This is a genomic window from Streptomyces sp. NPDC047917 (assembly GCF_043204345.1).
In the GTDB taxonomy this organism is placed as follows: domain Bacteria; phylum Actinomycetota; class Actinomycetes; order Streptomycetales; family Streptomycetaceae; genus Streptomyces; species Streptomyces sanglieri.
Genome location: NZ_JBIDCA010000006.1, coordinates 519229 through 533273 on the forward strand (window position 1 = coordinate 519229; position 14045 = coordinate 533273).

At 73.9% G+C, this 14045-nt stretch carries 13 protein-coding genes and 1 pseudogene; 3 read left to right on the forward strand and 11 right to left on the reverse strand.

The features are described 5' to 3' along the window. Positions 1 to 7: 7 nt before the first annotated feature. Positions 8 to 889, reverse strand: a complete 882-nt coding sequence (locus ACGF8B_RS17620; protein WP_392739250.1) for a sulfurtransferase — start codon at positions 887 to 889, stop codon at positions 8 to 10. Positions 890 to 1103: 214 nt separating this feature from the next. Here ACGF8B_RS17620 and ACGF8B_RS17625 point away from each other — a divergent pair, with 214 nt between their 5' ends. Beyond that, positions 1104 to 2729, forward strand: coding sequence for a PucR family transcriptional regulator (locus ACGF8B_RS17625; protein ID WP_392739252.1), 1626 nt, complete (start codon positions 1104 to 1106; stop codon positions 2727 to 2729). Between the two features lie 12 nt (positions 2730 to 2741). Here ACGF8B_RS17625 and ACGF8B_RS17630 read toward each other — a convergent pair whose 3' ends face one another. The 6 genes from ACGF8B_RS17630 to ACGF8B_RS17655 all read right to left on the reverse strand — a co-directional run bounded on the left by ACGF8B_RS17630 (position 2742) and on the right by ACGF8B_RS17655 (position 8912). Continuing rightward, positions 2742 to 3836 carry a glycosyltransferase family 4 protein gene (locus ACGF8B_RS17630; protein ID WP_392739253.1) on the reverse strand — a complete coding sequence of 365 codons (1095 nt, stop codon included), beginning with the start codon at positions 3834 to 3836 and terminating at the stop codon, positions 2742 to 2744. Positions 3837 to 4022: 186 nt separating this feature from the next. After that, positions 4023 to 4787, reverse strand: a complete 765-nt coding sequence (locus ACGF8B_RS17635) for a hypothetical protein (RefSeq protein WP_392739257.1) — start codon at positions 4785 to 4787, stop codon at positions 4023 to 4025. A gap of 228 nt (positions 4788 to 5015) precedes the next feature. Next, positions 5016 to 6761 (reverse strand): DNA repair protein RecN, encoded by a 1746-nt coding sequence (recN, locus tag ACGF8B_RS17640; protein WP_392739259.1) that lies wholly within the window; start codon positions 6759 to 6761, stop codon positions 5016 to 5018. A gap of 108 nt (positions 6762 to 6869) precedes the next feature. Next, positions 6870 to 7775, reverse strand: a complete 906-nt coding sequence (locus ACGF8B_RS17645; RefSeq protein WP_392739261.1) for an NAD kinase — start codon at positions 7773 to 7775, stop codon at positions 6870 to 6872. Next, positions 7772 to 8587: a TlyA family RNA methyltransferase gene (locus ACGF8B_RS17650; protein ID WP_392739263.1), complete on the reverse strand. Its 816-nt coding sequence runs from the start codon at positions 8585 to 8587 to the stop codon at positions 7772 to 7774. Before ACGF8B_RS17650 ends, ACGF8B_RS17645 begins: the two co-directional genes overlap by 4 nt. Positions 8588 to 8594: 7 nt before the next feature. Further along, the gene (locus ACGF8B_RS17655; protein ID WP_392739265.1) at positions 8595 to 8912 is read right to left on the reverse strand and encodes a hypothetical protein; all 318 of its coding nucleotides are present in this window, start codon (positions 8910 to 8912) and stop codon (positions 8595 to 8597) included. Positions 8913 to 8955: 43 nt separating this feature from the next. On the opposite strand from ACGF8B_RS17655, the gene ACGF8B_RS17660 reads away from it, so the two are divergent. Then, on the forward strand, positions 8956 to 9303 hold the full coding sequence (locus ACGF8B_RS17660) for an SCP2 sterol-binding domain-containing protein (RefSeq protein WP_124718549.1): 348 nt from the start codon (positions 8956 to 8958) through the stop codon (positions 9301 to 9303). Positions 9304 to 9306: 3 nt separating this feature from the next. Here ACGF8B_RS17660 and ACGF8B_RS17665 read toward each other — a convergent pair whose 3' ends face one another. Further along, positions 9307 to 10137 (reverse strand): ABC transporter ATP-binding protein, encoded by an 831-nt coding sequence (locus tag ACGF8B_RS17665; RefSeq protein WP_392739267.1) that lies wholly within the window; start codon positions 10135 to 10137, stop codon positions 9307 to 9309. Between the two features lie 206 nt (positions 10138 to 10343). Continuing rightward, positions 10344 to 11372, reverse strand: coding sequence for an HAD hydrolase-like protein (locus ACGF8B_RS17670; RefSeq protein ID WP_392739269.1), 1029 nt, complete (start codon positions 11370 to 11372; stop codon positions 10344 to 10346). A 72-nt stretch (positions 11373 to 11444) separates the two neighbouring features. Between ACGF8B_RS17670 and ACGF8B_RS17675 the strand changes: the two genes are divergently transcribed. Beyond that, positions 11445 to 12722, forward strand: coding sequence for a DUF1015 family protein (locus ACGF8B_RS17675; protein ID WP_392739271.1), 1278 nt, complete (start codon positions 11445 to 11447; stop codon positions 12720 to 12722). Positions 12723 to 12780: 58 nt separating this feature from the next. On the opposite strand, the gene ACGF8B_RS17680 is transcribed toward ACGF8B_RS17675, so the two are convergent. Both ACGF8B_RS17680 and ACGF8B_RS17685 read right to left on the reverse strand, forming a co-directional pair. Then, on the reverse strand, positions 12781 to 13515 hold the full coding sequence (locus ACGF8B_RS17680) for a tetratricopeptide repeat protein (RefSeq protein ID WP_392739272.1): 735 nt from the start codon (positions 13513 to 13515) through the stop codon (positions 12781 to 12783). Next, positions 13515 to 14045, reverse strand: a pseudogene (locus ACGF8B_RS17685) (hypothetical protein); the annotation flags it as partial. The gene ACGF8B_RS17680 and the pseudogene ACGF8B_RS17685, both read right to left, overlap by 1 nt.

A 14045-nucleotide genomic window follows, 5' to 3' on the forward strand; every position in this document is an offset into this window, starting at 1 on the left:
GCCCGGCTCACGGGGCGGGCGCCGGCCCGTCCGCCCCGGTCACCACGGGCCGCCCCGACGGCAGCCCCCATTCGCTCCAGGACCCGTCGTACACCGCCAGTCCGCGGTACCCCGCCAGTTCGGCCCCCAGGGCCAGTACGCACGCGGTGACGCCCGAGCCGCAGCTGACGACCAGCCGCTCGCGCTGCCCGGCGAGGGCGGCGAACACGGCGCGCAGCTCGTGCGCCGGGCGCATCCGCCCGGCGTGCTGGAGCTCTCCGAAGGGCAGGCTGACCGCCCCCGGCATGTGCCCGGCGCGCAGTCCGGGCCGGGGTTCGGCGACGGCGCCGGTGAACCGCTCCCGGGCCCGGGCGTCGAGGACCACCGCCGCGGGGTCGGCCAGCGCCGCCGCCACCTCCTCGGCCCCGACGAACATTCCCGGGCGCGGCCGCGCGGTGAAGTCGCCGGGCGCGGCGGCGGGCCCGGGCCGGGTGTCCTCCAGCGGCAGTCCGGCGGCGGCCCAGGCGGGCAGGCCCCCGTCGAGCACCGCTACCCGGTCGAAGCCCATCGCCCGCAGCATCCACCAGGCCCGCGCGCTGGAGTAGATTCCCGCGTTGTCGTAGACGACGACGGTGTCGGTGCCGTTCACGCCGAGGGCGCGCAGTTCCTCGGTGAACCGGTCGGCCCCGGGCATCGTGTGGGGCAGCGGGCCGGAGTGGTCGGACAGCGCCCCGTCGATGTCGAAGGCCCGCGCTCCCGGGATCCGCCGCTCGCCGCCCCGGTGCGCGCCGACCGAGGCGTCGAGGACCACCAGTCCCGGCCGGCCGAGCCGCCGCGCCGGCCAGTCGGCCCCGACCAGCGGGCCGGGAAGTTCCGGACCGTCCTGGTGTGCCTGTTCGTCGTCGCCCATGTCTGCTCCGGGTCCGGTCGGATGTGGGGCCGCCCGGTACGCCGGGCCGGGTCGGCCCGGACCGCGCGGCGTCCACAAGATCGCAGCGGCGATCGTCCGATGTCAACGGCTGCCCCGGTGGCTCCCCCGACGACGCCTCGGGCGCTGCGGGCCGGTACCTTCCTGATCAGGGCGACCGCCGTCCGATCCGAGTGGAGACGCGAGACCAGTGCCAGTGGAGACGCAAGGCGGAATCACCGTGCAGCGAGCCCTCGAACTGCCGGGGCTGCGCGGCGGGCTCCCGGAGGTGGTGGCCGGTGCGGACCGGCTGAACCGTACGGTGCGCTGGGTGCACGCGGGCGAGGTCCCGAACATCGCCTCGCTGCTCAAGGGCGGTGAACTGCTGCTCACCACCGGCCTCGGGCTCGGCACCCGTCCCGCCGAGCAGCGTGCCTTCGTCCGCAGGCTCGCCGACCGGGGCATCGCCGCCCTGGTGGTGGAGCTCGGGCCGCGCTTCAGCAGACTGCCCGCGTCGATAGTGGACGCCGCCCGCGCCGCGGGGCTGCCGCTGGTGCAGCTGCACCGCGAGGTGCCGTTCGTGACGGTGACCGAGGAGATCCACACCGAGATCGTCAACGGTCACTACGCACTGCTGCGGCAGGCCGAGGACGTGCACCGCAGGTGTACGGAGGCGCTCCTGGGCGGCGGCGGGGTGCCCCAGGTGCTCGGCATCCTGGCGGACTTCGCGGCCAATCCGGTCTTCCTGGAGACGGCGGACGGCCAGCTGCTGTACGCGGCGGGCCCCGGCTCCGGCCCGGTCTGCGCCGATCCGCTCCAGGTGTGGGACGGGATGCGCGGCGGGCGGGCGGCGCGCGAGACCCCGCCCACCGGTTCGGTGCTGGTGGATGTGCCGGGCGGCGGCCCCGGCTCCGGTTCGGTGCGGGCCAGGCTGGTGCTGCTGGCCGTGGCCGGGCCGCTGGTGACGGTGCACCGGATGGCGGCGGAGCGGGCGGCGGGCATTCTCGCCGTCGTGCTGATGCAGGCCCGCCAGGAGGAGGAGCTCGCGGCCCGCGGCCGGGGCGACTTCCTGACCGATCTCGCCGAGGGCCGGATCACGCCGGAGGACGCGCCCGCGCAAGCCCGCGTACTGGGCTTCAAGCCGGCCGAGATGCCGCTGCTGCCGGTGGTGATGCGGCTGGCCCCCGAGCTTTCGGTGTCCGGGAACTGGGCGTTGCTGGCGCGGGCGGTGCTGGAGGAGCTCTCGTCGGTGGGGGTGCCGGTGCTGCTGGGCGTGCGCCCCGTGGAGGGCAGGGTTCCGGTGCTGCTGGGGCTGCGGTCCGAGACGGAGCGCACGGCGGTCGCGGACCGGGTCGCTGCGGCGCTGCGGGCCGGTGTGGAGCGCGCCGGGCTGGAGCGCGCCGGGTCTCATCCGCCGGTCGTGGTGGTGGGGGTGGCGGGCGGCTGGGCGGCGGCCGGCGCGGGGCTGCGGCACGCCGCCGAGACGGCGACGGCCGCGCACGGCCTCAGCGACCGGCCCTGGTACGACGCCCGGCGCCTCGACATCGATCTGCTGCTGTGGCGACTGCGGGACCACCCGGACCTGGCGGCGTTCGTGGACCGGGCGATCGGCCCGCTGCGCGATCACGACCGCACCTCGCGCCCGGCGCTGCTGCCGACGCTGGAGACGTATCTGGCCCACGCGGGGCGCAAGGCGGAGACGGCGCGCGAGCTCCATCTGAACCGTCAGACGCTGTACAACCGGCTGGCCCGCATCGGCGAGCTGCTCGGCACCGACCTGGACGACCCGCAGGCGGTACTGGCCCTGAGCCTGGCTCTCCGGGCCCGCCGCCACACCTCGTAGCCGGACGGCGGCTCACCGCGTCCGTGCCGCCAGCGGCTGGGTCAACTCGTCGTACACGCTGAGCACCTGGGCGATCGTGTCGTCCTCGGTCGGCCAGCTCTCGGCCTGCGCGAGCCCGGCGGCCGCCATCTCGGCGCGCCGCCCGGGATCCCCGAGCAGCCTGGCCACCGTCCGCGCGAGCGCCTCCGCGTTGCCGTACGGCACGAGTTCCGCCGCGTCACCCACGAGTTCGGGCACTCCGCCGACCGCGGTGGCGACCAGCGGGACACCGAGCCGGAGCGCTTCCTGGGCCGACACCGAACGCGCCTCCCAGCTGCTGCACAGCACGGCCAGATCCGCCGCGGCGAGCAGTTCGGCGTGGTCGTCGCGGCTGCCGATGAGCCGTACGGGCAGCTCCTCGTTCCTGATCCGGCGCTGGAGGGCGGCCCGTTCACGTCCCTCGCCCACGATGACCAGGAGGGGCGCGGGGTCCAGCTCGCGCCACAGCCGTGCGGCGTCCAGCAGTGCCCCGTACCCGTGATGCGGTACGAGACTTCCGCGGGCGATGATCAACGGCCGTTCCACCGAACCGAGTTCGGCCCGCGCCTTGCCCGCGTGGGCGGTGGCGGGAAGTCGGGGTACGGGGGCGGAGACCGGTGCGAGCCGCGCGTCGCGCGCGCCCCGGTGCCGGGCCCGGTCGACCAGGTCGGAGGTCGTGCCGAGCACAACTGCCGCCGCCCGGGCGGCCCTTCGCTCCATCAGCCCGACCAGCCGGCTGCGGGCCCCTTCGACGTGCGCGCGGGCGTGCCAGGTGACGACCAGCGGGACGCGCCGGCCGCCGAGCGCGAGGGCCGCGCGCACGGCGGCGTGCGGTCCGTGCGCGTGGACGACGTCCGCGGTCAGGCAGGCGGCGCGCAGGGCGGCGACGGCGGCGGGATCACTGCGCCGGGGTACCGGCGCGAAAGCGGCGCCCGTGCCGGAGTAGTCGTAGGCGCGGTCCAGTTCGGCCGGGGCGCAGACGGTGACGTGCACGCCCCTCGCCACGAGTCCCGCGGCGAGCGAGCTGACGTGGGCACTGCTGCCCGCGCTGCCGCCGCCCAGGACTTGGACCGTACGCAGCTGTGACACGTTGATTGGCTCCCGGGGTTCCCGAGTCGGCGGATTTGGCACCGTCAAGGATGCCAGTCCGTACGCGCGTTCCGGCACAATCGAGCCGCCGTTGCGGCCCGCACCGCAACAACCGGACCCGGCCTGTCACCCGCCCGGGTGAGAAACCGGCCTGTCGTTGCCGCGCCCGCCGCCGTGACCCCTCCGTCAGCGGTCCACCGGCGTCCGGGCGATCCGGCGGCTGATCCGGTCCCCGTACACCGCCGCGGCGACCAGCCCCGCGGCGTGCGCGGCGAGTCCGGCCCGGCCGCGGCCCGCGACGATCGCGACCCCGAGGCCGGCCCCCAGGGCATGGGCCCCGGTGTCCCCGAGCATGGTCCGCTCCCTCAGGTCGTCGGCGCCGAGCGCGGCCACGGCACCCACCGGTGCGGCGGCAAGCCCGCCCGGCAGGCCGGGCGCCCCGAGGGCGAGTACGGTGACGGCGGCCGCCGCGGGCCGCACGTCGGTCAGGTTGACGAGATGGGCGGTCCCGGCGATCACGACCGCGGCGAGCACCCGGTCGACGGGCCGCTCCTCGATCAGCGCACCGGCCGCGATCCCGGCGGCCCCGATCCCCAGGAGCTTCACCATCCCGGAGGTCACCTCGCCGTCCCGCAGCGCCCCGAGGTGGGCGCGGAACCCGCGGCGGGGATCGTCCGCCCCGGCGAGATCGTCGTACGCACCGCAGCCGCCGGCCGCCAGCACGGCGAGCACGGCGGCGCACCGGGTGCGGGCCGGCAGCGGGAGGACGGCCGCTCCGGCCGCGGTGCCGAGGACGGCGGCCGGACCGGCGTACAGGTCGACGGTCCGGCCCACGTGGTTGGTGCGCTGCCAGTAGGGGCGCGGCCGGGCCCGCAGCGCCCGGTACACACCCCCCGCGACGGCGGCGGCGACGGCACCGGACTTCACGGCCCTGCTCAACGCTGCTCCCATGCGCGCCACCCTACGCAGCGGCCCTCCGGGGCCTCCCGGCGGGCGGGGCCGCTAGGTTCTGTCTTCAAACTGCCGCCTGCCGTGCGACGCCTGGCACGCACGCTCGCCGCGTTGTCGGAGTCGTCCTCGTACGCCCAGTACGAGGACGATCCTCCGCCTTGCGATCGCACGCACCAGACGCCGCACGGCCCGGCCTCCGGCCGGACGACGGCAGTTTGAAGACAGGCCCTAGCCGTCGGCCCGGGCCGCGGCCAGCAGCTCCTCCGCGTGGGCCCGTGCCGTCTGGGAGTCCTCCTGGCCGGCGAGCATCCGGGACAGTTCCCGCACCCGGTCCTCGCCCTCCAGGACCGTGACCCCGCTGCTGGTCACCGATCCGTCGACGGTCTTCTCGACCAGCAGCTGCCGGTCCGCGAAGGCCGCCACCTGCGGCAGGTGCGTGACGACGACGACCTGGGCGGACCTGGCGAGCTTGGCGAGCCGCCGACCCACCTCGACCGCGGCCTTGCCGCCGACGCCCGCGTCGACCTCGTCGAAGAGGTACGTGGGTACGGGGTCGGCGCCCGCGAAGACCACCTCGACGGCGAGCATCACCCTGGACAGCTCACCGCCCGACGCCCCCTTGGCGATCGGCCGGGGCTGGGCGCCGGGGTGCGGGGCCAGCAGCAGCTCGACCTCGTCGGCGCCGGACGGCCCGTAGAGCACGCTCCGCCCGTCGATCTCGATGCCGGACGCCTCGTCGGCCGCCTCGGTCTGCCGGATGTCGAAGGAGACCCGGGCGTGCGGCATGGCCAGCGAGGCCAGCTCAGCGGTCACCGCCTCGGCGAAGAGCGCGGCCGCCCGGTTGCGCGCGTCGGTCAACGCCTGTCCGAGGGCGGAGAGTTCGTCCCGCAGTGCGTCGCGTTCGGCGGTCAGCTCGCCGATCCGGTCGTCGTCGCCCTCCAGCTCGGTGAGCCGGGCGGCGCCCTCCTGGGACCAGGCGAGCACGGCGCCGATGTCCTCGCCGTACTTCCGGGTGAGCGCGGTGAGCGCGGCGCGGCGCTCCTCCACCGCGGCGAGCCGCAGCGGATCGGCGTCCAACTGGTCGGCGTATCCGGCCAGTTCACCGGCCACGTCGGACAGCAGGATCGAGATCTCGCCGATCCGGTCGGCGAGCGCGGCCAGTGCCGGATCGTGGGCGCGCACGGCGTCCAGGGACCGTCCGGCGGCGGCGACCACGGTCGTGGCGTCGATGCCCTCCGGGTCCTCCGGATTGCCCGCGAGCGCGGTGTGCGCGAGAGCCGCGGCGGAGGAGAGCGCCTCGGCGTGGCCGAGCCGTTCGGCCTCGGCGGCGAGGTCGGTGTCCTCGCCGGCCAGCGGTTCGACGGCGGCGATCTCGCCCAGCCCGAAACGCAGCAGATCGGCTTCCTGGGCGCGTTCCCGGGCCCGCGTGGTCAGCTCGTCGAGCTCCGTGACGACGGCCCGCAGCCGCCGGTAGGCCGCCGCGTACTTCGCGTGCGGCCCGGCGACGCCGTCGCCCGCGTAACGGTCGAGCGCCTGCCGCTGCCGGGCCGGCTTGAGCAGCCCCTGCTGATCGGTCTGGCCGTGCACGGCGACGAGTTCGTCGGCGAGTTCGGCGAGCACCCCGACCGGCACCGACCTCCCGCCCAGATGCGCCCGGGAGCGCCCCTCGGCGGAGACGGTACGGCTGATCAGCAGCGCACCGTCCTCGATCTCGGCCCCGGCCTCCTCGGCCCGCAGGGCGACGGTGTCGCCGCCGGACACCGTGATCCGCCCCTCGACGACGGCGGCCTTGGCCCCGATCCGTACCAGGGCGGGGTCTGCACGCCCGCCGAGCAGCAGCCCGAGGCTGGTGACGACCATGGTCTTGCCCGCGCCGGTCTCACCCGTCACCGCGGTGAAACCGGGTGACAGCTCCACCACCGCGTCGTCGATGACTCCGAGCGACCGTATCCGCATCTCCTCCAACACGGACACGACCTTACGAGGTCCGGACGCCGATGTGCGACGGACCCCGCCTCCCCGACCTCACTCTCCCGTGTGCTCACGGCCCTTTCGCCACACCTCCGGGGGAATGTCCGACGGTCAGTGCGGGGCGCCCCGCCACCCCGAGACCGGCAGGGCGAATTTGGCGACCAGCCGGTCGGTGAACGAGGCGTGGTGCAGCCGCGCCAGCCTTACCGGCACCGCACCGCGCCGCACCTCGACCCGGGCGCCGGCGGGCAGTTCCACGGTCCTGCGGCCGTCGCACCACAGCACCCCGTGCGGGGTGTGCTGCTGGACCTCCACGGCGAGCACGGACGTCGGGGAGGTCACCAGGGGCTTGGCGAACAGCGCGTGGGCGCTGATCGGCACCATCAGCAGCGCCTCGACCTCGGGCCAGACAACGGGACCGCCCGCCGAGAAGGCGTAGGCGGTCGATCCGGTCGGGGTCGCGCAGACGATCCCGTCGCAGCCGAACCCGGTCACGGGGCGGCCGTCGATCTCCAGCACGACCTCCAGCATCCGCTCGGGCGACACCTTCTGCACGGCCGCTTCGTTGAGCGCCCAGTCGGTGTGCACGATGTCGCCGTTGCTGTGCACCAGTACGTCGAGGGTCATGCGCTCCTCGACCTGGTAGGCCCGGGTGACGACCCGGTCGACGACCTTGTCCAGGTCGTCCCGCTCGGCCTCGGCGAGAAAGCCGACCCGGCCGAGGTTGACGCCGAGCATCGGCACCCCGGACGCGCGGGAGAACTCCGCGCCGCGCAGCAGCGTGCCGTCCCCGCCCAGCACGATCAGCAGTTCGCAGCCGTCCACGGCCTGGGGCGTGGTGTCCGTGACCGTCTCGACGGACGGCGGCAGCGGCAGATCGGCCGCCTCGGTGGCCAGCACCCGCACGCCCAGGCCACTGCGCAGCAGCCCCTGTACGACCAGTTCGGCACTGCGGATCGCGGCCGGGCGGCCGGTGTGTGCCAGAAGAAAGACAGTTCGTGCCGCATTCGTCGTCAACGAGGCCCCTCCGCCACTGCACGGTCGACATCTGCGGGATCCAGCTCAGGTGCTCCTGCCCGCAGCCAGAGAAAGTACTCGACGTTGCCGGCGGGGCCGGGCAGCGGGCTCGCCGTCACCCCCCGCACTCCGAGCCCCAGCGCCCAGGCCCGGCGCGCCACTTCCCGTACCGCTTCGGCCCGCAGCTCGGGGCTGCGCACCACGCCGCCGCTGCCGAGCCGTTCCTTGCCCACCTCGAACTGCGGCTTGACCATGAGGACCAGGTCCGCGTCGGGGGCGGTGCAGCGGGCCAGGGCGGGCAGGACGAGTCCCAGCGGGATGAACGAGAGGTCGCCGACCACCAGGTCCACCGGCTGCCCGTCGATCGCCTCCAGCGTCAGTTCCCGCACGTTGGTGCGGTCCTTGACGGTGACGCGCTCGTCGGACCGGAGCGACCAGGCGAGCTGCCCGTAGCCGACGTCGACGGCGACGACATGGCCGGCGCCGGCCCGCAGCAGCACATCGGTGAAGCCACCGGTCGACGCCCCGGCGTCCAGCGCCCGCCGGCCCTCGGTCTCCAGCCCGAGGGGCACGAAGGCGGCGAGGGCGCCCGCGAGCTTGTGCCCGCCGCGCGAGACGTACCCGGGGTCGCTGTCGTCCTCGGTCACGACGACGGCGGCGCTGGTCTCGACCTGGGTGGCGGGTTTGGTCGCGGTGTTCCCCCCGACGGTCACCCGCCCTGCGGCGATCAGCTGGCTCGCGTGCTCGCGCGAGCGTGCGAGCTTGCGGTGTACCAGCTCGGCGTCGAGGCGGCGACGGGCCACTCTTGCCACGTTCGGTTCAGCTCCTGTTGTCGTACGGGGGCATCGGTGCGGGTACCGGTGCGGGTGCGGGCCCGGCGTCCAGCGCGGTCAGCGTTTCGCGCAGCCCACGGTGTACATCCTCGTACACCTCGATGTGTCCGTCCGCCGGGAGGTGGTCCGCGTCCACGAGACGCTCCAGCCCGGCGTCCACCCCGGCGTTGCCGGTGGGGGTGCGTACGACGCCGAGGGGCGCGGGCCCGGCGGGGTCGGGCGGGGCCCCGGCGGCCGGGTCCTCCGCCCCGCTCCCGGGCACTGTTCCGGCTGCCGTCCCCGGTTGCGGCATCGAGTCGCTCATGCGGGAAACGCTACCGCGAAGGGCTGCGGTACCGTCGATCACAATGGCGACCATGGCGGAGTGCCGCAGCGCACTCGACAGACTTTCCGACAACCTCGCGGGGGCCGACGGCGACGTACGCGGCGCGGCCGCGCTCGACCGCTCGCTGAGCTGTCACATCAAGGACCTCGGCATCACCTTCACCGGGCGGCTGACCGATGGCCGGATCCAGGTCCTGGACACGGTCGACGGCCCGCCCCGCGAGAAGGCCGAGATCCGGCTCGCGATGACCGGTGACGACCTGGTGGCCATGGTGGACGGCGAGCTGAACTTCGCCAAGGCGTGGGGTTCGGGCCGGGTCCGGCTGGAGGCCGGCTTCCGTGACCTGCTGAGGCTCAGGTCGCTGCTGTAGGGATCAGCTCGCCGTGGCGGGGACCGGGCGGCCGCTGCCGCCGGCCGGGCGCGGCTTGCGTGCGGCGGGCACCACCAGCGGGGTTCCGGTCTCCGGGTCGTCGATGACCTGGCAGCGCAGCCCGAAGACCCGCTCCACCAGTTCCGCGGTGACCACCTCGCCCGGCGCCCCCTCCGCGATCACCTCGCCCTCCCGCAGCGCGATGAGGTGGGTGGCGTACCGCGCGGCGTGGTTCAGATCGTGCAGGACGGCCACCAGGGTGCGCCCCTGCGTCTCGTGCAGCTCCGCACAGAGGTCGAGGACATCTATCTGGTGCTGGATGTCGAGGTACGTCGTCGGCTCGTCGAGCAGCAGCAGCGGCGTCTGCTGCGCGAGCGCCATGGCGATCCAGACACGCTGCCGCTGACCGCCGGACAATTCATCGACATAACGATCGGCGAGTTCACCGACTCCGGTCGCCGCCATCGATTCCTCGACAATGCGTTCGTCGTCCGGCGACCACTGACGCAGCAGCCCCTGGTGCGGGTACCGGCCGCGCCCGACGAGGTCGGCGACGGTGATCCCGTCCGGCGCGATGGAGGACTGCGGCAGCAGCCCCAGTGTCCTGGCGACCTTCTTCGCGGGCATCGCGTGGATCGCCTGCCCGTCCAGGAGCACCCGCCCGCTGTCCGGTTTCAGCATCCGCGAGAGCGCGCGCAGCAGGGTCGACTTTCCGCAGGCGTTGGGGCCGACGATCACCGTGAACGAGTTGTCGGGAATCTCGACCGAGAGATTCTCCGCGATGACCCGCCGGTCGTAGCCGAGGGTCACCGAGTCCGCGGTGAGGCGCTGCATGGTCGTACTCCCGGAGCCGGAGGTGATCGGGTGCGGGGCGACGACACACCGAACAGGGACAAGTTAGGTAAGCCTACCCTCCTCTGTGTCGGTGTTGTCGGGAGGCTCCGCCCTCGTCGGGAGCCCGCGATCTCGCCGGGCGCCGCGTTTCTCGTCCGGAGCCCGCGATCTCGCCGGGAGTCCCTGCTCTCTCCGGGAGCGCCGCGTCACAGCCCCAGCCTGGCGACCGCCTTGCCGGCGTCCAGCCCGCACGAACCGTCCCCCGCGTACGACCAGGCCGCCCCGCAGAGCGCCCGCAGCCCGTCGAGTACGTCGCCGTCCCCCGCCAGCACCAGCCCCTCCCCGCGCACCGATGCCGTCCAGCCACCGCACCCGAAGCCCTCGCCGCTCTCCGCCACCTCGGGCTGCCCGGTCAGCAGCCCCCGCAGATCCGCGTCGATGTACGTCGGCCGGTGCTCCGGCGGGGCGGCGACCAGTTGCGCCGCGTCCGTCACCCCGGTCAGCACCAGCAGCGAGTCCACCCCGCCGTTGAACGCGCCCTCGATGTCCGTGTCCAGCCGGTCACCGACCACGAGCGGGCGCTCGGCCCCGGTCCGCAGCACCGTTTCCCGGTGCATCGGCGGCAGCGGCTTTCCGGCCACCTGCGGCTGGGCCCCGGTGGCGATCCGAACGACCTCCACCGCCGCGCCGTTGCCCGGTGCGATGCCCCGGGCACTCGGGATCGTCAGGTCCGTGTTGGACGCGAACCACGGCACCCCGCGCGCGATCGCGTACGCGGCCTCGGCGAACCGCCCCCAGGCCATGTCGGGTCCGCCGTACCCCTGTGCCACCGCGACCGGCTCGTCGTCCGCCGACTCCACCGGCACCAGGCCGCGCTCCCGCAGCGCGACCCGCAGCCCCTCACCGCCCACCACCAGCACCCGCGACCCGGCGGGCAGCTGATCGGCCATCAACCGGGCCACCGCCTGCGCCGAGGTGATCACATCGGCGGGCTCCGCGGGCACGCCGAGTTCGGTCAGGTGGGCGGCCACCGCGGCCGGCGTACGCAGGGCGTTGTTGGTCACGTACGCCAGATGCATCCCGCCGTCCCGCGCGGTACCCAGCGAGTCGACGGCATGCACGATCGCGTGACCGCCCGCGTACACCACCCCGTCGAGATCGAGCAGCGCCGTGTCGTACGCCTCGTTCAAGGCGGTGCTGCTGCCGCTGGGCCTGGTCCTGCTCGCCTGACTCATTCTTTGCGCTCCTCGTCCCATGCTTTTCGTTCCGATCATCGCGCATCCCGTCCGCACACATACGATGCAGAAATGAACACATCAGGTCCGGCCGGCCAGGGACTGCGTCTGATTCCGTTCCGTGGGCTGCGGTACGTCCCCGAGCGGGTCGGCAGTCTCGCCGCGGTGACCTCACCGCCGTACGACGTCGTCGTGCGCCCCGACGGTCTGCACCACCTGGAGTCGGCGGACCCGTACAACATCGTCCGGCTGATCCTGCCGCAGGCGGACACGGCCGCGGCCCGCCACCAGCAGGCGGCACAGACCCTGAAGCACTGGCTGGCCGAGGGCGTCCTCGCACCGGACAGCGAGCCCGCGCTGTACGTCTACGAGCAGCGCAACGCCGAGATCCTGCAACGCGGCGTGGTCGGGGCGCTGGCGCTGTCCGAGCCCGCCGACGGCATCGTGCTGCCGCACGAGGACGTGATGGCCCATGTCGTCGAGGACCGGGCCGATCTGATGCGCACCACCGCCGCCCATCTCGAACCACTGCTGCTCACCTACCGCAGCGACGAGGACGGTCCGGGAGCGACCGCCGTCATCGAACGGACCACGGACCGCCCGCCGCTGCTCGCCACCACGACCGAGGACGGCTACCACCACCGGCTCTGGGCGGTCACCGAACCGGCCGACCGGGCCGAGATCGAGACCGATCTCGCCCGCCACCAGGCCCTGATCGCCGACGGCCACCACCGCTGGGCCACCTATCTGCGCCTCCAGCAGGAACACACCACCCCCGGCCCCTGGGACTTCGGCCTGGTCCTCCTCGTCGACACGTCCCGCTACCCGCTCCGGGTCCGGGCGATACACCGGCTGCTGCACCGCCTTCCGGTCGCCGACGCCGTCGCGGCTCTGGACGGCCGGTTCCGCGTCCGCGACCTGGACGTGCCGCTCCCCCGGGCCCTGGACGTGCTCGCCGAGGCGGCCGCCGAAGGCAACGCGTTCCTGCTCGCGGGCGACGGCGGTTTCCATCTCGTCGACCGTCCCGACCCCGGTCTGCTGTCCCGCACGATTCGCGCCGACCGTCCGGCCGCCTGGCGGAGCCTCGACGCGACGGTTCTGCACTCGGCCCTGCTCGACCACATCTGGCGGATTCCCGACGCCCCGGAGCACATCGCGTACATCCACGACACCGCAGCCGCCGTGGAACAGGCCGAACGTCACGGCGCGACGGCGGTCCTGATGCATCCGGTACGCGAGGAGGTCGTCCGGGACCTCGCCCGGCAGGGAGTCACCATGCCCCGCAAGTCGACCTCCTTCGGCCCCAAGCCGGCCACCGGTCTGGTCCTGCGGAGCCTCGACCTCGACTGACCCGCAGCAACAAAAAAGAGGGCGGCACCCCTCCCGGGATGCCGCCCTCTCTCATGCGTTACGCCTCCGACGGACGGTCCTCGTCGTTGTCGTCGCTGTCGCCGCCCTTCGCGGTGGCAGTGGACCCGGAAGCCACGTCGGTACCGATCGCGGCCGGGTCCTCGTCCTCATCTTCGTCGAGGGCATCGACGAACTCGACGCCGTCCATCTCGGCGAGCCGGTCGGACGCGTCGGTGGAGCCGTCCTTGTCGGCCTCCAGGGCCTTCCCGAACCACTCACGCGCCTCGTCCTCGCGCCCGGCCGCCAGCAGCGCGTCGGCGTACGCGTAGCGCAGCCGGGCCGTCCACGGGTGCACGGCGTTCGAGGCGAGCTCGGAGCTCTGCAGCGTGACGATGGCCGCGTCGAGCTGCCCCATGTCCCTGCGGGCCCCGGCAGCCACCAGCCGCATCTCGACCTGTCCGGCCTTGTCGAGCTTCTGCACCTCGGGCTCGCCGGCCATGGCCATCGCCCGCTCGGGCCGTCCGAGTCCGCGCTCGCAGTCGGCCATGACGGGCCACAGCTCCACGGACCCGGTCATCCGCTTGGCGGCCCGGAACTCCGCCAGCGCCTCCGAGTACTTCTGCGTGGCGTACGCGGCGAACCCGGCCGCCTCACGCACCGCGGCCACCCGCGAGGCAAGCCGGAGAGCGATCCGCGAATACGCGTACGCCTGCTCCGGGTCCTCGTCGATCAGCCGGGCCACCATGACGAGGTTGCGCGCGACGTCCTCGGCCAGGGTCTTCGGCAGGCTCATCAGCTCCTGCCGCACGTCCTTGTCGATCTCGTCACCGGTGACGTCCTCGGGAATCGGGAGTCGCTTGATCGGCTCACGGTCCCGGTCGTCCCGGCGCTCGTACCCACCACGGTCATCGCGCCCGCGGTAGCCACCCCGGCCCCCACGATCGTCCCGCTGCCCGCGATATCCCCCACCCCGGCTGTCGTCCCGACGGAAGCCACCACCGGACGCACCCCCACGGCTGTCATCGCGGCGGAAGCCGCCACCGGAACCGCCGCCACGGTTGTCGTCGCGGCGGTAGCCGCCACCACGGCTGTCGTCGTCCCGACGAGGACCACGCGGCCGGTCGTCCCGACGCTCGAAACCACCCGAAGGACGCCCACCACGGTCATCGTCCCGGCGCGGCCCACGATCCCGGTCACGGTCACGGTCGTCCCGACGGAACCCACCACCGGACCCACCGCCACGGCTGTCGTCACGGCGGAACCCACCACCGGACCCACCACCACGATTGTCATCGCGACGGAACCCACCACCGGACGCACCGC

Excerpts from the sequence above, each read along its gene's own strand:
- ACGF8B_RS17680 (WP_392739272.1), bottom strand. The coding sequence starts at position 13,515 with ATGAGCCTGCCGAAGACCCTGGCCGAGGACGTCGCGCGCAACCTCGTC.
- ACGF8B_RS17665 (WP_392739267.1), bottom strand. The coding sequence starts at position 10,137 with ATGCAGCGCCTCACCGCGGACTCGGTGACCCTCGGCTACGACCGGCGG.
- ACGF8B_RS17670 (WP_392739269.1), bottom strand. The coding sequence starts at position 11,372 with ATGAGTCAGGCGAGCAGGACCAGGCCCAGCGGCAGCAGCACCGCCTTG.
- ACGF8B_RS17620 (WP_392739250.1), bottom strand. The coding sequence starts at position 889 with ATGGGCGACGACGAACAGGCACACCAGGACGGTCCGGAACTTCCCGGC.
- ACGF8B_RS17635 (WP_392739257.1), bottom strand. The coding sequence starts at position 4,787 with ATGGGAGCAGCGTTGAGCAGGGCCGTGAAGTCCGGTGCCGTCGCCGCC.
- ACGF8B_RS17660 (WP_124718549.1), top strand. The coding sequence starts at position 8,956 with ATGGCGACCATGGCGGAGTGCCGCAGCGCACTCGACAGACTTTCCGAC.
- ACGF8B_RS17655 (WP_392739265.1), bottom strand. The coding sequence starts at position 8,912 with ATGAGCGACTCGATGCCGCAACCGGGGACGGCAGCCGGAACAGTGCCC.
- ACGF8B_RS17675 (WP_392739271.1), top strand. The coding sequence starts at position 11,445 with ATGAACACATCAGGTCCGGCCGGCCAGGGACTGCGTCTGATTCCGTTC.